The 17469-nt window shown below is 67.4% G+C and carries 16 protein-coding genes; 6 read left to right on the top strand and 10 right to left on the bottom strand.

The window, feature by feature from the left end:
- The first annotated feature begins 37 nt into the window (after window positions 1-37).
- On the top strand, window positions 38-838 hold the full coding sequence (locus tag BLQ77_RS19160) for an SDR family NAD(P)-dependent oxidoreductase (protein WP_008884102.1): 801 nt from the start codon (window positions 38-40) through the stop codon (window positions 836-838).
- Between the two features lie 48 nt (window positions 839-886).
- On the top strand, window positions 887-1783 hold the full coding sequence (gene hemF / locus BLQ77_RS19165; RefSeq protein WP_089962122.1) for an oxygen-dependent coproporphyrinogen oxidase: 897 nt from the start codon (window positions 887-889) through the stop codon (window positions 1781-1783).
- 65 nt (window positions 1784-1848) lie between these two features.
- Here hemF and BLQ77_RS19170 read toward each other — a convergent pair whose 3' ends face one another.
- Window positions 1849-2463 carry a LuxR C-terminal-related transcriptional regulator gene (locus tag BLQ77_RS19170; protein ID WP_165617157.1) on the bottom strand — a complete coding sequence of 205 codons (615 nt, stop codon included), beginning with the start codon at window positions 2461-2463 and terminating at the stop codon, window positions 1849-1851.
- Between the two features lie 302 nt (window positions 2464-2765).
- On the opposite strand from BLQ77_RS19170, the gene BLQ77_RS19175 reads away from it, so the two are divergent.
- Window positions 2766-3269, top strand: a complete 504-nt coding sequence (locus tag BLQ77_RS19175) for a putative pterin-binding protein (protein ID WP_089962128.1) — start codon at window positions 2766-2768, stop codon at window positions 3267-3269.
- Between the two features lie 3 nt (window positions 3270-3272).
- Window positions 3273-5849 (top strand): hybrid sensor histidine kinase/response regulator, encoded by a 2577-nt coding sequence (locus BLQ77_RS19180; protein WP_089962131.1) that lies wholly within the window; start codon window positions 3273-3275, stop codon window positions 5847-5849.
- A 404-nt stretch (window positions 5850-6253) separates the two neighbouring features.
- On the opposite strand, the gene BLQ77_RS19185 is transcribed toward BLQ77_RS19180, so the two are convergent.
- A complete protein-coding gene (locus BLQ77_RS19185; protein WP_089962136.1) occupies window positions 6254-8365 on the bottom strand; it encodes a methyl-accepting chemotaxis protein in 2112 nt (703 codons plus the stop codon).
- Window positions 8366-8551: 186 nt separating this feature from the next.
- On the opposite strand from BLQ77_RS19185, the gene ade reads away from it, so the two are divergent.
- A complete protein-coding gene (gene ade / locus BLQ77_RS19190) occupies window positions 8552-10249 on the top strand; it encodes an adenine deaminase (RefSeq protein WP_089962139.1) in 1698 nt (565 codons plus the stop codon).
- On the opposite strand, the gene BLQ77_RS19195 is transcribed toward ade, so the two are convergent.
- From BLQ77_RS19195 to BLQ77_RS19205, 3 genes are read right to left on the bottom strand one after another with little or no spacing between them, the layout of a single operon-like run.
- The gene (locus BLQ77_RS19195) at window positions 10236-10766 is read right to left on the bottom strand and encodes a cupin domain-containing protein (RefSeq protein ID WP_089962142.1); all 531 of its coding nucleotides are present in this window, start codon (window positions 10764-10766) and stop codon (window positions 10236-10238) included. The two genes, ade and BLQ77_RS19195, sit on opposite strands and share 14 nt — an antisense overlap.
- Before the next feature lie 17 nt (window positions 10767-10783).
- Window positions 10784-11194, bottom strand: coding sequence for a hypothetical protein (locus BLQ77_RS19200; RefSeq protein WP_242661780.1), 411 nt, complete (start codon window positions 11192-11194; stop codon window positions 10784-10786).
- 39 nt (window positions 11195-11233) lie between these two features.
- On the bottom strand, window positions 11234-12409 hold the full coding sequence (locus BLQ77_RS19205) for a lytic murein transglycosylase (RefSeq protein ID WP_089962146.1): 1176 nt from the start codon (window positions 12407-12409) through the stop codon (window positions 11234-11236).
- Window positions 12410-12593: 184 nt separating this feature from the next.
- On the opposite strand from BLQ77_RS19205, the gene BLQ77_RS19210 reads away from it, so the two are divergent.
- Window positions 12594-12962 (top strand): response regulator transcription factor, encoded by a 369-nt coding sequence (locus BLQ77_RS19210; RefSeq protein WP_008884459.1) that lies wholly within the window; start codon window positions 12594-12596, stop codon window positions 12960-12962.
- Window positions 12963-12970: 8 nt separating this feature from the next.
- Here BLQ77_RS19210 and BLQ77_RS19215 read toward each other — a convergent pair whose 3' ends face one another.
- From BLQ77_RS19215 to BLQ77_RS19235, 5 genes are all read right to left on the bottom strand, one after another.
- Entirely contained in the window at window positions 12971-13957 is a 987-nt protein-coding gene (locus tag BLQ77_RS19215) for a glutathione S-transferase family protein (protein ID WP_089962147.1), read from the bottom strand.
- A gap of 131 nt (window positions 13958-14088) precedes the next feature.
- Window positions 14089-14325: a GlsB/YeaQ/YmgE family stress response membrane protein gene (locus BLQ77_RS19220; RefSeq protein ID WP_008883843.1), complete on the bottom strand. Its 237-nt coding sequence runs from the start codon at window positions 14323-14325 to the stop codon at window positions 14089-14091.
- Between the two features lie 47 nt (window positions 14326-14372).
- Window positions 14373-15299 (bottom strand): methionyl-tRNA formyltransferase, encoded by a 927-nt coding sequence (fmt, locus tag BLQ77_RS19225; RefSeq protein WP_089962150.1) that lies wholly within the window; start codon window positions 15297-15299, stop codon window positions 14373-14375.
- A 58-nt stretch (window positions 15300-15357) separates the two neighbouring features.
- Window positions 15358-16323 (bottom strand): ABC transporter permease, encoded by a 966-nt coding sequence (locus BLQ77_RS19230; RefSeq protein ID WP_008886037.1) that lies wholly within the window; start codon window positions 16321-16323, stop codon window positions 15358-15360.
- Window positions 16323-17417, bottom strand: a complete 1095-nt coding sequence (locus BLQ77_RS19235) for an ABC transporter permease (protein ID WP_008883805.1) — start codon at window positions 17415-17417, stop codon at window positions 16323-16325. Before BLQ77_RS19235 ends, BLQ77_RS19230 begins: the two co-directional genes overlap by 1 nt.
- Window positions 17418-17469: the final 52 nt, after the last annotated feature.

A 17469-nucleotide genomic window follows, 5' to 3' on the forward strand; every position in this document is an offset into this window, starting at 1 on the left:
ACGTCCTCGCCAGGGGACACATCGCAGGGAACGCTGCATGAGCTATTCGATCGAAGGCAAGACCGCCATCGTCACGGGCGCCGCGAACGGCGTCGGTCTTTCCATCGCCCGCCACTTCGCCAACAAGGGCGCGAACGTGATGTTCGCCGACATGGACGAAAACCGCCTCGCCAAGGAATGCGGCGCCAACGAGGACGGCGACAACATGCGCTACTTCGCCGGCGATCTCCGCGAGCGGCTGACGCTCGCCAACCTGCTCTCGGCCACGCTCGACGCCTTCGACCGGGTCGACATTCTCGTCAACGGTGCGCGCCAGATGCTGCCCAGCGACCCGCTCGACATCGAGGACACCTCGACCGAGACGCTTCTCGGGCAGAACCTGATGACCGCGCTGCGCCTGAGCCAGATCGTCGCCAAGCGCATGATCAAGCAGACCAACGGCGACAGCGAGCGGCCCGCGGGCTCGATCATCAACCTTTCGTCCATCGCATCGCGCTGCACCCAGCCGCAGCTGATGGCCTATTCGATTTCCTGCGCCGCGCTCGACCAGATGACCCGCTCTATGGCGGTCGAGATGGCGCCGTATCGGGTGCGCGTGAACGGCGTGGGCTTCGGCTCGGTGATGTCGGCCTTCCTCAAGGACATGCTCAAGGCCCAGCCCGACTACCGCAAGGAGATCGAGGCCCACACCCCGCTCGGCCGCATCGCGGGGCCGGACGCGCTCACCGAGACGGTGCAGTTCCTCGCTTCCGACGCCTCTGGCTTCATGACCGGGCAGGTGCTGACCGTGGACGGCGGCCGCACCCTGCTTGACCCGGTGGCCGCGCCGGCGCACTGACGCAGGGCCATTTCCCAGGCAAGCACCGCGCGACCTCAGGAGACTGCAATGACCGACACCGACGCCTTCGCCGAGCGCAAATCCCGCGCATCGGCCTGGTTCCGCAGCCTGCGCGACGAGATCGTCGCCGTCTTCGAGGGGCTCGAAGCGAGCCATGCAGAGGGCCCGTTCTCGGACATGGCGCCGGGCAGTTTCGAGGTCACGCCGACGACCCGCACCGCCGATGACGGCTCTGACGCGGGCGGCGGGCTGATGAGCGTTATGCGCGGCGGGCGGGTCTTCGAGAAGGTCGGCGTCAACGTCTCGACCGTCTACGGCACGCTCGGCGAGGCGGCGCAGAAGTCGATGGCGGCGCGCGGCGTGCCCGGCATCGAGGCCGACCCGCGGTTCTGGGCCAGTGGCATCAGCCTCGTCGCACACATGCAAAACCCGCATGTGCCGGCGGTCCACATGAACACCCGCATGTTCTGGACGCCGAACGCCTGGTGGTTCGGGGGCGGGTCCGACCTGAACCCCTGCCTCGAATACGACGAGGACACCGCGCATTTCCACGCCATGCAGCAGGCACATCTCGACCCGCACGACCCGGCGCTCTACCCCGCGCTCAAGGCTTGGGCGGACGAGTATTTCTACATCCCACACCGCGCGCGCGCGCGCGGTGTGGGCGGCATCTTCATGGACGACCGCAACACCGGCGACTGGGAGGCGGATTTCGCGCTGACCCAGGACATCGGGCGCGCCTTCCTTCCCGCTTGGGTTCCTCTGGTCGAATCGCGACGCACCCTGCGCTTCGGCACCGCCGAGAAGGACGCTCAGCTCGTCCATCGCGGGCTCTACGCCGAGTACAACCTCGTCTACGACCGCGGCACCAAGTTCGGCCTCGCCACCGGCCACGACGCCAACGCGGTGCTGATGAGTCTCCCACCCCTCGCGAAGTGGGTCTGAGCAGCCTGTCACACTGCTGACCTCCCGAACCGCGATGGTTTCGCCGCGTATCCCGTAGGCGCAGGTCAAAACAGCCCCGCCTCCTTGGCAAAGATCGCCGCCTGCGTCCGGTTGGCCGCGCCGATCTTGCGATAGAGCGTCTTGACGTGCAGCTTCACCGTGGGTTCGCGGATATCGAGATCGCGCGCGATCTCCTTGTTGGACTTGCCCTGCGTCAGCCGTTCCAGCACCTCCATCTCGCGCCGCGACAAGCGATCCGCCAACGGGTTGCGCCCTTTCTCCTCGGCCGTGCGGAGGAACTCGAGCGGCGCGTATTGTTCGCCCATCGACATGAAGCGCACCGCGTTCACCAATGACTTCGCCGACAGCGTCTTGGGCACGAACCCCGCGGCCCCCGCGGCAAGCACCTTTTCGGCGACCTCGGGACTGGCCGTGCCCGAGATGACCGCGACCCGCCGGGCGCCGTTCAGACGGCTCATCCGGGCGAACCCCTCAAGCTCGTTCATTCCTGGCATCGAATAGTCGAGCAGCACGAGGTCGAAAACTTCGCCCCCCTGCACAAGAGCCTCGGCCTCGGAATAGCTGGCGACGGTGACGGTCTCGAACTCCCCCTCGCCCTCGAGGAAGAGCTTCAGCGTGTCGCGCAGCAGGTCGTGATCGTCGGCGATCAGAACGCGCAGCGCAGGCAGGCGGCTGCTCGCCGCGCGCGGGTTCGGATTGGCCGTCAAGATGTCGTCCCCTTGGTGTTGTCCGGCGAATCGCCTGCGGTCGGTCTGGCAGGCAGCACGCGAAGGCCGTTGAAATCATGGACAGGCGCGGCCCCCGTCCGGTTTGCGGGCGCACCCCGATCGGATGGGGCGCTCCTGAAAGATAGCTGCCACGTCTCTCCGATTTGTTAACGGTCATCCGGTATTCCGAGAGTCACCTCACACCGGCGTTCTACCCGAGGCACGATTCGACCAGGAAAGGAGTGGCCCGCCCGATGCACCGTCTCGCCCGAGTTCTTCACGCGATTCTCCTGCTTGCCGGACCCCTTGCCGCCGAAAGCCTGCCGGCCGCTCTCGCTGCGCCACTGTTGACCGTCACCGGGCAGATTGCGGACCGCAATGCGGGCGACGCCGTCGTCTTCGACCTCGCCATGCTCGAGGCCATGCCGGCGCAGAGCTTCACCACCCGGACGGCCTGGACCGACCGCGCCCAGCACTTCACCGGCGTAGCGCTACGCGATCTGATGACGGCAGTCGGGGCCTCGGGTTCTCGGCTCCGTGCGACAGCGATCAACGGATACAGCGTCGAAATCCCGGCCGCCGGATGGCGCGAACCCGTGCCCATTATCGCCTACCGGCGCAATGGGGTGGTGATGTCATTGCGCGAGCGCGGGCCTCTCTGGATCGTCTATCCCTATGATGACGCCACCGAATACCGCAGCGCTCGGGCCTATTCGCACAGCATCCGGCAACTCGACCGCATCGCCGTGCTCGACTGATCCATGCAGCCTCTGGCACCTCCCGAATCGCGCGATACCGGGACCGCGCTGCTGCAGTCGGCGATTGCCAGCGTGTCTCTGCTGCTCTGCGGCGGGCTGGTTGTCTGGCTCGGCTGGATGGTCCTGCGCGAGATTGACGCCTTTTCGACCGCCAATTCGGACAACCTGCAATGGAACCTGTCGCAGGCGGACGTGGAGGTCCTGCAGTTCCGTCTCGCGGTTGCTGAAGCGCGCGAGCGGCCCGATGCACTGCCTGAGGTCCGGCTGCGCTTCGACATTCTCTACAGCCGCATGACCACGCTGCAAAACGGGCGGCTGTTCCGGCTGCTCCAGACCGTACCCGACTTCGCCGCGCCGCAAGAGCGGGCAAGCGCATTCCTTGACCAGAGCATCCCGCTGATCGACGGGCCGGATGATGCGCTGTACGCCAAGCTGCCCGAGCTTGCCGAAGGCGCTGCCATGGCGGGCGCGGACGTGCGCGCGCTGTCGCTGGCGGGACTCTCGACTTTTGCCGAGCTGTCGGATTCCCGGCGCGAGCGCGTGTCCGGCCTGCTGGGATACATGGCCGGCGCGCTGGTCACCCTGTTTCTCGGGCTGAGCCTTCTGGCGCTCACGATGTTCCGGCTTTTCCGCGTCGCGCGCCGACGCGCGGACGCAATCGAGATCGCCGGCGCAAGGCTGCGGACAATTGTCGAGACATCGCCAGACGCCATCGTCGTGACGGATGAGGACGGCCTTGTCCGCGGCTTCAACACCGCCGCAGAGCATATGCTGGGCTATGGTCGAGACAATGTCTTCGGAAAGCCCGCGCGTCAGCTCTTCGCTCCGCCCGAATTGCCGAACGAACGCACCGCCACGCTTTTCGCATTTGCCGATGAGCGCCGCCGTCCGACCCCCGAGGAGCGAAGATTCGAAATATCGCTGCGCGACCGTGACGGGAGGTTGTTCCCTGCGGAGTTCTCGATCGACCGCGCCGGCACCGACGATCCGCTCTATGTCGCCTACATTCGCGACATCTCGCGGTGGAAGGAGGTCGAGGAACAACTGACCGAGGCGCGTGACCGCGCGCTCGCGGGCGAACGCTCGAAATCCGAGTTCCTCGCCGTCATGAGCCACGAGATGCGCACGCCACTCAACGGTCTCCTCGGGACCCTTCAACTCCTGCGCGATGAGGAGCTGACGGAGCGACAGTGCGCCATGATCGACCGGATGGAAGCGTCGGGCAGGTTACTGCTTGAGCTCGTCAATGACGTGCTTGATCTCACCAAGTTTGAGGCTGGCAAGATGACCGCCGAGCACGCACCGTTTTCGCTGACTGCGCTTGTTGGCGGTGTCGTCGAGACCGTGCGCCCCATCGCGGACCGCTATCGTAATGCGCTGAGCTGGCGCTGGGTCGGCCCCGAGGGCGATTGGGTGGACGGCGACGCGCGACGGCTCCGGCAAGTCCTGCTGAACCTGGTCGGCAATGCGCTCAAGTTCACCCGCGACGGCACCGTGGAGATCGAGGCCGAATATCTCGACGACGTAGGCAACGCGCTGGAACTGCGCGTGATCGACAGCGGAATCGGGATTCGCGAGGAAGATCTCGCGCGGATCTTCCGGGACTTCGAAACACTCGATTCCTCCTACGCGCGCGAGGCCGGAGGCACCGGGCTCGGGCTGGGGATCGCACAGCGGTTTGCCCGACTGATGGGCGGCAGCATTGGCGCCGAGAGCGAGCCGGGTGAGGGAAGCCTGTTCTGGGTACGGCTTCCTCTGCCTCAAACTGCACGTGGCGCAACCGAGGATGCGCCTGTTCCGGAGAGCGCGGAACTGCCCCAGCGACCTCTCGACCTGCTGATCGTCGAGGACAACGAGATCAACCGGTTCATCCTTTTCCGGTTTCTGGAGAAAGATGGTCACAGGGTGGAGCTGGCGCTGGATGGGCAGGCGGGTGTCGATGCTGCTATGCGCCGGCGCTTCGACGCGATCTTCATGGACATATCGATGCCCGTCATGGACGGCACCACCGCTGCCCGCCAGATCCGCGCGGGTGGCGGTGCGTCGGCGAAAACACCGATCATCGCGCTCACGGCTCATGCTTTCGCCGAGGAACGGAAGAGTTTCGAAGCGGCAGGCATGAATGCCTTTCTGACGAAGCCAGTGGACCGCAGGCAGATCCGTGAGACGCTCTCGGGACTGTTCGCGGGTGAGTTTCCCTGCGCCCCGCACGACCAAAGTAACGAAGAAGAGGCAGGCCGCAATGTCGCGTTGGTCGACCTCGAGCGACCTCGCGAACTGATCGACGCGCTTCCGGAAGAAGCGGCTCGGGCCCTTCTGGAGCGATTTCTCGATGAGACCGAGCGTGATCTCGAGTGGCTCGCTCAGGCCGACGTTCGTGATCAGGAGATCGCCGCGGTGGCGCATCGCTGCGCAGGTTCTTGCGGAACCTTCGGTGCCGAGGCGCTCCGCCATGCGCTGCTCCAGATCGAGGCGGTCATCAAGGCTGGAGACCTGGCTGACTCGAAAGCCCTTCAGGCGCTCGGTGGATTGTGGCAGCGGACACGCTTTGTCCTGGAGGGGCTGGTTGATCAGTCATGATCGCTGCCATGAGGCTTCTTCAGAGCAGGACGTCAGAAAAGCCGGGACGAATATCGAGCTCTGCGAAACTCTGCAGGATCAAAGTCCGCGTCTCCACCGCACGCCTGCGAACAGGTTGTGGCTATTCGCAATATCCCGGGCAGCCTGATCCCTCCGGCATCGTAAAACGCCCGAACGCGCGCCCGGCATCCCAGTTGCTGGATTTCGACACGCCCTCGGCCTGGGCCTCAAGCGTAGGCGGCAGCACCTGTTGGCGGTCTTCGCTCATCGCGCAGATGGCGCCCACTCGCGCCGCCTCTGGTGCCGAAATGGCGCAGCCCCGGCCATAACGTTCGGCTCAGCAAAAACAGTCTCCGAGACGCCGAGAGATGCCAGCTGTGCATGATCAGCCGCAGCAATGCAGCTCAGGCGGCGCGGCTGGCCTCGGGGGTGGAGTGGCGCGTGGCCGGCTTGCCGAGATCGAACTCACCGACCAGCCGCGCGAGGTGCTGGGCGCGTTCGGCGAGTTCGGTCGAGCTCACGCGGCTGGCATCGGCCACCTCGGTGTTCTGGGTGGTGAGGTCGCTCAGGCGGCGCATGGCACCGTTGATTTCCTGCAACTCACGGCTCTGGCCCTCGGCGGCGTCGCTGACGCCCGAGAGCACCTCGTCGACGCGGCGGATCTGGTCCAGGATCGCCTCGAGCGCATCGCCGGTCTCCCCCACAAGATCCACGCCGCCCTTCACCTCGCGCGCGCTCTCGTCAATCAGCTTCTTGATCTCGAGCGCCGCGTCGGCCGAGCGGCTGGCGAGCCCCTGCACCTCCATCGCGACGACTGCGAAGCCCTTGCCCGACTCGCCGGCGCGCGCGGCCTCGACCCCGGCGTTGAGCGCCAGCAGGTTGGTCTGGAAGGAGATGTCCTCGATCACCGTGGTGATCTGGGCGATCCGCCCCGAGGATTCGGCGATGCGGTCCATGGCGGCGACCGCGTTGCTCACCACGTCGCCGGAGCGGTCGGCGCGGCCCTTGGCCTCGTCCGCGAGGCCCTTGGCGTCCTTGAGCGAGCTGCTCGTCTCCTTCAAAGTTTCGGTCAGGCCCGCCACCGTCTCGGCAGTGCGGGCGATCATCTCGACCTGGGTGTTGGTCCGATCAGCGAGATCCGATGCCGAGGCGCGCATGTCGCCGGAGCGCTCCTGCAGCTCGGCCACCGTCTTGGCCAGCGTGAGCATCACGTCGCGCAGACGCGCGGTCGCGGTGTTGAAGTCGCTGCGAATTGAATCGTATTCTTCGGCAAGCGGGTCCTCGAAGCACAGCGTCAGGTCGGCGCTGGCCAGCGCCTTGAGCCCCTCGGTCATCAGGTCGACCACCTGCTGGTGCCGGGCGTTGAGCCGCGCTTCGTCGCGTTCGCGCTTTTCGATGGCGGCGCGGGTCAGCTGCTTGAAGCGGTAGATCGAGTGGGCCATGCCGCCGATCTCGCCCCGGCTCTTGATGTAGGGCACCCAGGCCTCGAACCGGCCCTCGATGAACTCGTTCATCACCGCGGTCAGGTTGCGTAACCGCCGGGTGAGCACCTCGGCCTGCAGGACGGCGACGCCTGCAAACGTCAGCGCGACCGCCCCGGCGATCAACGCCTCGACCCAGAGGTTGCGCCGGGCGCTGGCGGCATCGGCGGCAGTCTGAGCCTCGAGCTCGGCCATCAGGCCGGCCTCGGCCTCACGCAGGTCGTCGATCCAGGCGGTGGAGGCGGCGAACCATTGCGGCGCGGTCAGATCGCCGACCTCGCTGCCGTAGGACAGCGCGGCGATGGCGTCGCGCATCGGCTCGACCGCCTGCGCCGCCGGGCGGGCGCGCAGCGCCGTGACGAACTCCGGGTCGCCCAGCACCCCGCCGACGCGGGCGAGGAAGGCGCGCTGGCGGGCGCCGAGCTCGGTGAATCGCCGGTGCACCGCCTCGGGAAACTCGGGCGCGCCGAGGCCGGTGGCACCCATCGCCCGCTCGAGACCGGCGCTTTCCTTGGCCAGCGACAGGAGCTCTGCCGCCTCCATGAGCTGCGCCGTCCGGTCGACACCGGCGCCAAGACGGATCCGGCTCGCCGCCGCGAGCAGGTGGTCGATAATGCCGGTGTAATATCCCGCAAGCTCGGGCACTGTCAGCGCGAAGGCGTCGATGTCTCCGCGCTGCCCGGCAAGGCTGACAAGCCCGTCCTTGGCGGCGCCAATCTCGTCCGGGGCGATGTCGCGGATATCGGGCGTATTGGCGGCGAAGCTTTCGAGCACGCGGTCGGTGTCGCCGCGCTGCGTCGCCAGCGCATCGGCGAAATTGCCGCCCCGGGAGGCGGTGAAGCCTGCGGAGTAGCCGCGTTCCTTCTGCAGTTCATGGACGAGATCCGAGACCTGCTGCGACTGGGCCGCGACGCTCGACACAAGGGTTGCATGGCGCGAGTGCTGGGAGAGCACGTGCACCTCTCGTCCCGCGAAGAAAAGCACCAGCGCCAGCAGCGGGGCAATTGCGCAGAGCATCATCAGACGCAAACTCATCTCAGCCTGTCCCTTACAAGATCTCGCCTTTCGGCGCTTTTCGCCAAATCGGATGAACAGGTTCTGAATGGTAAAAATGTAAACAATCGAATGCGCCCCGGCTCGACCGGGTCCCGTCCCCTCGGGTGTGGTGCTCGGCCCTGTGGCGTGCAACTCTGGCTGCAACAATGACGGAGGCACGGGACGATGGCAGAGCTCGAGACGCGGATCGCGCAGGGGCGTGGCGACGAGGTGGCGGACCTCGTGCTGAGGGGCGGCAAGCTGTTCGATCTGATGACCGGAGAGCTGCTGGACGGCGACGTGGCGATCTGCGGCGACACCATCGTCGGCATCCTCGACGACTACGAGGCGCGCGAGATCATCGACGTCAGCGGGCTGATCCTCGTCCCCGGCTTCATCGACACCCACCTGCACATCGAGAGCTCGCTGGTCACGCCCTTCGAGTTCGACCGCTGCGTGACCCCGCGCGGCGTCACCACGGCCATCTGCGACCCGCACGAGATCGCCAACGTCATCGGCGCCGAAGGCATCCGCTACTTTCAGGAGGCCAGCCGACTCACGCTGATGGACATCCGCGTGCAGCTCAGCTCCTGCGTGCCCTCGACCCACATGGAGACCGCCGGCGCCGAGCTGCTGGCCGAGGATCTGGCGGAGCTAATGGGGCATCCGTCGGGCATCGGGCTGGCGGAGTTCATGAACTATCCCGGCGTGATCTTCCGCGATCCCGAAGCGATGAAGAAGCTGCTGCTTTTCGACGGCGGCCATGTCGACGGCCACTGCCCGCTGCTCTCGGGCAAGGACCTGAATGCCTACGTGGCCGCCGGCATCCGCACCGAGCACGAGGCGACCAGTGCCGAGGAGGCGCTGGAGAAGCTTCGCAAGGGCATGCGGGTACTGATCCGCGAGGGCTCGGTCTCCAAGGACATGCTGGCGCTGCGGTCGCTGCTGACCGAGCGCACGGCGCCCTACATGTGCCTCTGTACCGACGACCGGAACCCGCTCGACATCGCCGAGCACGGCCACCTCGACTACATGATCCGCACCATGATCGCGCTCGGAACCCCGCCGCTGGCCGCCTACCGCGCCGCGTCGCTCTCGGCCGCCGAAGCCTTCGGGCTCAGGGACCGGGGCATGATCGCGCCGGGCAAGCGCGCCGACATCGTGGCAGTGGACTCACTCGAGGGCTGCCATGCGCAGCTGGTGCTGGCGGGCGGCGCAAAGGCCGGGGACGCGGCCTTTGCCGCACGCGGCACGGTGGCGCCGGTTGGCCGCGCGTCGGTGAAGGCGCCCAGGCTCGCACCGCAGCAGTTCCGCGCCACCGGCAACCGCGAGGAGACCGACGTGATCGGCATCCGCGAGGGCCAGATCCTCACCGATCACCTGCGCGAGACCATCGCCATCGAAGACGGCGACAAGCGGCCCGACACCGCGCGCGACCTCGTGCGCATCGCCGTGGCCGAGCGCCACGGCAAGAACGGAAACGTCGCCACCGGCTTCGTGAAGGGGTTCGGGCTGCAGGCCGGGGCCATCGCCTCGACCGTCTGCCACGACCACCACAACATCGCCTGCGTGGGCGTCGATTACGACGACATGGCGCTGGCAGCGAACCGGCTCTCCGAGATCGAGGGCGGCTTCGTCGTGGCGAAGGGGGGCGAGATTCTCGCCGAGCTGGCACTGCCGGTGGCGGGGCTCATGAGCCTCGCGCCCTTCGAGGAGGTACGCGACCGCCTGGTCGAGCTGCGCGCCGCGGCGCGGTCGCTGGGGGTGACGCTGGAAGAGCCGTTCCTGCAGCTCGCCTTCCTCGCCCTGCCGGTGATCCCTTCGCTCAAGATCACCGACCGCGGCATGGTCGACGTGCTGAAGTTCGAGATCATCCCGGGCTGAGTGCCCTGCCCCAGATCCGCACCAGCGGGCCGTCGGCACCGTGGATCGGGTCGGTCTGCGGCAGCGGCACCTGTGCGATCACCGGCGCGTCGGCGCTGGCCTGCGCGTTGGCCTGCCGGGTGATGAAAAGCTCCTGCCCCGGGGGATAGGCCCCGCAGATCCGGAAATCGCGGCTCTGAGACAGGCGGCAATGCCCGGTGCCCGCAGGCAGCACGAGGTAGTCGCCCGCCGTCACCGCAAGCTCCGCGCCCTCGGGCCCGCCGAGTTGCAGCCGCGCCTCGCCCGCGGCCACCGCCAGCGCCTCGTGCGCGTCGGGGTGGTAGTGGTGATAGTCGAAGACGGTCCACGCCCACGCGCCGCCCCAGCCATTGGCGGCCATCCGCGCGATGATCTCGTCCGAGGGCGCGGGCGCGAACGCGCCGCGCAGGATCACCACCGGCAAAAGCGGGTTGTTCGGCACCGTCGCCGAGGCCGCAAAATAGCGCGTCCCCACGCGACGCTCGGTCACCTCGGTCATGGTCGCGCGTCCTTCGATCATTCGCATCGGGAATAGACCAGTTCGAGCGGTCCCGCGTCCGGATCGGTCTCTCTGCGGGTGAGCGTGCCCTTGTCCTCGTCGAGCTCGAGCACAATGTGGCGCTCCCACGTCACGCCCTCTCCGCTGAAGGCGAAACTGGCGTCGAGCCGGGTCGGGCTCGCCTCCTCTATCTCCTCGAGAAGACCGCGGGATTCATAGAAGGTAAGCGCCGCGACCGAGACCTTCATGAGGCCCTTGGCATCGTCGCGCGTTGGGTCGCAATCGTTCGGCACGAGCCCCCAGCGCCCGTACATCGCGACGGGAATCGCGGTGACGACGGGGTCCTTGGCGCCTGTGTCCTCGGGCTGGCAGAACGTTACCTGAGCCACCGCGAGCAGCGCGGCAGGAAGCACGATATCTCTGATCATGCCGGAACAACCGGCAAACGCCCCGCGGGTTCCCTGCGCTCAGAGCCGGTTCAGGAGATCCTGCGTTGGCCAGCCGTCCGCCGGCAACCCGAGCTGCGCCTGCATGTCGCGCACCGCGGCGCGGGTTCCGGCGCCGAGGATTCCGTCGATGGCACCGACGTCGTAACCGCGCCCGGCCAGCGCCGTCTGCAGCCGCTTCATCTGGTCGCCCGAGAGCCCAGGATTCGGGTTTCCCGCGTCGTAGACCGGCGCACCTTCGAGCCGGGTGGCGAAATAGGCCGCCGTGGTCACGTAGACGAAGCTCTGGTTCCACTCGAAATAGACCCGGAAGTTCGGGTAGGCCATGAAGGCCGGCCCGCCGCGCCCCTGCGGCAGCAGGATCGAGGCCTCGAGCCGCCCGTCGTCCAGCGCGCCCTCGCGGGCGGCGACGCCGAGGCGCTCCCACTCAGCCACGGTCATGGTGGTCTCGAGCCCGGTGAGCGACCAGTCGAGATTCGCGGGCAGCACCACCTCCTGCAGCCACGGCTCGCCGTAGCGCCAGCCGAGCGAGGCCAGCATCTTGGCGCCCGAAACCAGCGCGTCGGGGGCCGACGTCTTGAGCAGCACGTGCCCGTCGCCGTCGCCGTCCATGCCGTTCTCGAGGATGTCCTTGGGCAGCATCTGAACCTGGCCGATCTCGCCCGCCCAGGCGCCGGTGGTCCTGGACGGATCGAAATCGCCGCGCTCGTAGAGCTCGAGCGCCGCGAAGATCTGCGGGCGGAAGATCTCGGGGCGGCGGCAGTCATGGGCCAGCGTCACCAGCGCGTTCAGCGTGTTGAAATCGCCCTGGAAGGTGCCGTAGTCGGTCTCGAAGGCCCAGAACGCCAGCAGCACACCGCGCGCGATGCCATAGTCGCTTTCGATGCGAGTGAAGACCTCGTCCCAGCGCTCGGCCAGCCCGCGGCCCCGGTCGAGACGGTCCTGGCTGATCAGCTTGCGCGAGAAGTCGATGAACGGGGTCTGGAAGATCCCCTGCCCACGGTCACGCTCCATCACGCGCTGGTCCAGCCGCACCCCGGAGAGGAAGGCATCGACCGTCGCCGCGTCGTGGCCCATCGCCACGGCCTCGTCCTTCAGCCCCGAGACGAAGGCCGAAAAATTGCCCCCGCAGGTCGCCTCCTGCGCGGCGGCGACACCGGGGAGAAGGAGAGCTATGATGAGGGGAAGGCTGCGCATCGGGACCTCGTCGCCAGTTTTGCGGCACAGTACCAGCCCGTTTCAACAGCGCAAGAAGCGGGATCCCGCCTGTGTTTGCTTTTTGTTCACTTTATTTACGAGTTCGTTAAACATTTGTTTAGAAGTCGAACGGAAAACGGTAGCAGTATCCACGGGCATTTTCGCGGCCTCATTGGAGGCAATCATGAACGTCTTGATCGTCGAAAGCAGCAAGGATTTGGCCGCTGTCTGGCGCCGGCACCTCGAGCGGATGGGTGCCGTCGTCTACACCGCAGATACGCAGGATACCGCCACCGACCTGCTGCACGAGATCCCGTTCAGCGTCATCGTGCTCGACCTCGTGCTTGAAGAGGGCAGCGCGCTCGCGGTCGCGGATTTCGCCAGCTACCGTCAGCCCGAGACGCAGGTGATCTTCGTCACCAACACCTCGTTCTTCTCGGACGGGTCGATCTTCCAGCACTGCGCCAACGCCTGCGCCTACCTGCCGAGTGCCACCTCGCCCTCGGATCTCGCCACCATGGTCGAGCACTACGCGCAGGCGGCCGAGGGCTGAGGCGCCGCTCAGGCGGCGGCCAGCCGGTCGCGCCCGTGCGTCGCCCGGAGGTCCAGATCGGGGCCTATGGGCACGATCCGGTTCGGGTTGATCATGTCGTGGCTGTAGTAATAGTGGCGCCGGATGTGATCAAAGTTCACGGTCTCGGCGACCCCCGGCCATTGGTAGAGCTCGCGGGTGTATTCCCAGATGTTGGTGTAGTCGACGATGCGCCGCTTGTTGCACTTGAAGTGGCATTCGTAGACGTGGTCGAAGCGGATCAGCGTGGTGAAGAGCCGCCAGTCGGCCTCGGTGATGCGCTCGCCCATCAGGTAGCGGCGGCGCGAGAGGCGCTCCTCGATCCAGTCCAGCGTGTCGAAGAGCGGCCCGACGGCGGCGTCATAGGCCTCTTGCGAGGTCGCGAAGCCGGCCTTGTAGACGCCGTTGTTCACGGTGTCGTAGATCCACTCGTTGATCGGCTCGATGGCCTCGCGCAGCGACTCCGGCCAGTAGTCGTCGGTGTTGCCGATGATGCCGTCGAAGGCCGAGTTGAACATGCGGATGATCTCGGCGCTCTCGTTCGAGACGATGGTCTCGCGCTTTTTGTCCCAGAGGACCGGCACGGTGACCCGGCCGGACATCTTCGGATCGACCTGTAGGTAGACGTCGCGCAGGAAGGGCAGGCCCATGAGCGTGTCGCCGGTGGCGCCCTCGAAGTCGTCCTTGAAGGACCAGCCGTCGGACAGCATCTCGGGGTGTACCACGCTGACGCTGATGACCTTCTCGAGCTGCTTCAGCTTGCGGAAGATCAGCGTCCGGTGGGCCCAGGGACAGGCAAGGCTGACATAGAGGTGGTAGCGGCCGGACTCGGCCTCGAAACCGCCCTCGCCGCTCGGCCCGGCGCTTCCGTCCGGCGTGATCCAGTTGCGGAACTCGGTGTTCCAGCGCTCGAAGGAGCCGTCACCCTTGTTGTAGTCCCAGCGATCTTTCCATTCGCCGTCCTTGAGGAAACCCATCGTTCTCTCCTGTGCTTTGCAGGAGAAAATAGGTGTGGAGGCGCATCGGGCAATTCCGCCCCCATGCGCAGGGTCTTCGCGGAGACGCACAGCCCCCCTGCGCCGCGCACGGGGGTTGAGCGCGAGGCGCCTCAGCGGCGCATGTAGATCTGCCAGAGCCAGATCAGCAGGATCGCCCCCAGCACCGCGCCCACGAGCCCCGCCAGTGCGCCGGTCACCGCGATGAGGAAGCGCAGCACCAGCCCGCCGATGACGGCACCCGCGATGCCAAGTCCCACGGTCTCGACCACGCCGAGGTTCACCCGCATGACGCGGGTCGCGAGGAAGCCGGCGGCGGCTCCGACGATGATCAGCCAGACGACGGGCATGGTCTATCTCCTCTGCCGCTGGGTCGGCACGCCGGGGCCCGGGCGCATCAGTCCGCGCCCGGAATCGCGCCCAGCACCGTGCCGCGCGGAATGGCCATGCCGCGCAGGAAGGTCTCGGCCTCCTGCGCGCCCTTGCCCGCGCGCTGCGCCCGGGTCACCTGCACCGCGCCCTCGCCGCAGGCGATGGTGAAGCCGTCGTCGAGCGCCGTCCCCGGCGCCCCCTGCCCCGCCACGACCCGCGCGCCAAGAAGCTTGATGCGCTCGCCTCCCAGCGTGGTCCAGGCGCCGGGGAACGGCGCCAGCCCGCGGATCTGCCGCGAGATCTCGGTGGCCGGACGCGACCAGTCCACCGCGGCCTCGGCCTTGTCGATCTTCTGGGCGTAGGTGACGCCGTCTTCGGGCTGCACCTCCGGCGCGAGCCCGTCGAGCCGGTCGAGCGCCTCGGTGATCAGCCGCGCGCCCATGGCGCTGAGCCGGTCGTGCAGCTCGCCCGTGGTTTCTTCGGCGCCGATCTTGGTCGCCTCACGCAGCAGCACCGGGCCGGTGTCGAGCCCCGCCTCCATCTGCATGATGCAGACGCCGGTCTCGGCATCGCCCGACAGGATCGCCCGGTGGATCGGCGCGGCCCCGCGCCAGCGCGGCAGCAGCGAGGCGTGGATGTTGAGGCAGCCGTGCTTCGGCGCATCCAGCACTGGCTGCGGCAGGATCAGCCCGTAGGCCACGACCACCGCCACGTCGGCACCGAGCGCGGCAAAGCGCTCCTGCTCCTCGGCCGAGCGCAGCCGTTCCGGGTGGCGCACCTCGAGCCCCAGCGCCTCGGCGCGGGCGTGCACCGGCGTCGGGCGGTCCTTCTTGCCACGTCCCGCGGGGCGCGGCGGCTGGCAGTAGACCGCGGCGATCTCGTGCCCGGCCGCGACCAGGGCCTCGAGCACCGGCACCGAGAAATCCGGCGTTCCCATGAAGATCACGCGCATGGCCTGCTCCTTTCGCTGTCCGCCCCCGGGATAGTGCCTCGGGGACGGATAGGGAAGCTCAGCGTTCCTTCTGGTAGGGCTCGCCGCTGGCGCGCGGCGGGATGGCCTTGCCGACGAAGCCCGCGAGGATGATCACCGTGAGGATGTAGGGCAGCGCGTCCATGACCTGCACCGGAATGGTGATGCCGCCAAGGTCGATGTTCTGGAAGCGCAGCGCCACCGCCTGCAGCAGGCCGAAGAGCAGGCAGGCGAAGAGCGCGTACCATGGCCGCCACTTGGCGAAGATCAGCGCCGCGAGCGCGATGTAGCCCCGGCCCGCTGTCATTTCGCGCACGAAGCCCGCCTGCAGGCCGGTGGCGAGATAGGCGCCCGCAAGGCCGCAGAGCACGCCGCAGATGACGATGGCCGCGTAGCGCAGCCCGACCACCGAGACGCCGGCGGTGTCGACCGCCTCGGGCGCCTCGCCCACCGCGCGCAGGCGCAGGCCGAAGCGGGTGCGATAGAGCACGAACCAGCTCAGCGGCACCATCAGGAAGGCCACGTAGACGAGGATCGAGTGCCCCGAGATCAGCTCGGCGTAGATCGGCCCGATCACCGGCACGCCGGAGAGCGCCTGCGCGAACGGCAGGGTGATCGGCTCGAAACGGCCACTGCCCATCAGCGAGGGCGTTCGCCCGCCCTGCCCGAACCAGTCCTGCGCGATCAGCACCGTGAGCCCCGAGGCGAGGAAGTTGATCGCGACGCCCGAGATCAACTGGTTGCCGCGGAAGGTGATCGAGGCAAGCCCGTGGATGCCGCTCATCAGCGTCGACGCCACGACCCCCGCGAGCAGGCCAAGCCAGACCGAGCCGGTGACCGCGGCGATGGCGGCCGAGGCGAAGGCGGCGGCCAGCATCTTGCCCTCGAGCCCGATGTCGACGATGCCCGAGCGTTCCGAGAACAGGCCCGCGAGGCAGGCCAGCAGCAGCGGCGTGGCGAGGCGCACGGTGGAATCGAGCACCTGCAGGAGGGTTGCGAAATCCATCAGCCGTTCCTCCGCCGGGTCGCCAGGAAGATGCGTTCGAGCGGCATCCGCACCATGTTGTCGAGCGCCCCGGTGAAGAGGATCACCAGCGCCTGGATCACGGTGATGAGCTCGCGGGGGATGTTGGTCCAGAGCGCAAGCTCCGCGCCGCCTTGGTAGAGGAAGCCGAAGAGCAGCGCCGCAAGGAAGATGCCCACCGGGTGCGACCGGCCCATCAGCGCCACGGCGATGCCGATGAAGCCCGCGCCCTCGGTGGCGTTCATCACCAGCCGCTCGGCCTCGCCCATGGTGGTGTTGAGCGCCATCATCCCGGCAAGCCCGCCCGAGATCAGCATGGCGACGATGGTGATGCGCACCGGCGAGATGCCGGCGTATTTCGCGGCGCTCTCGGAATGGCCGAAGGCGCGGATCTCGTAGCCGAGCTTGGTGCGCCAGATCAGGTACCAGAAGCCGACGCAGGCCAGCACCGCGAGGAAGAAGGTGACGTTGGCCGGCGAGCCGCGGAACAGCGGGTTGTCGGCGGTGGCGAACATCTCCTGGAATGTCGGCAGGTGGGTCGCGGCGGGGAACGTGGCGGTGGCCGGGTCCATCGCCCCCTGCGGCCGCAGCACGTTCACCAGCACGTAGTTCAGCACCGCGGCGGCGATGAAGTTGAACATGATCGTGGTGATCACGATGTGGCTGCCGCGCTTCGCCTGCAGATAGGCCGGGATCAGCGCCCAGAGCGCCCCGAAGACCGCTGCAGCGGCGGTGGCCACGAGCAGCGCGATGCTCCAGTGCGGGAACGGGATGAAGAGGCAGACCAGCGCCACGCCGAGGCCGCCGATCATCGCCTGCCCCTCGCCGCCGATGTTGAACATCTTGGCGTGGAAGGCCACGGCGACGCAGAGCCCGGTGAAGATGAAGTTGGTGGTGTAGTAGAGCGTGTAGCCCCAGCCGGAGGAGCGCATGAGCGCGCCTTCGACCATCAGGTTCAGTGCATCCAGCGGGCTTTCCCCGATGGCGAGGATCACCAGCGCCGAGAGGATCGCGGCCAGCAGGATCGAGATCAGGGGCACGAGCACCGCGTCGGCCCATGCGGGCATCTTATCCATGGGGGAAGCCTTCTTGCTGGGGCGCGCCCTGCGGGCGCGGATGCCTCCGGCG

It is taken from the genome of Salipiger thiooxidans (assembly GCF_900102075.1).
In the GTDB taxonomy this organism is placed as follows: domain Bacteria; phylum Pseudomonadota; class Alphaproteobacteria; order Rhodobacterales; family Rhodobacteraceae; genus Salipiger; species Salipiger thiooxidans.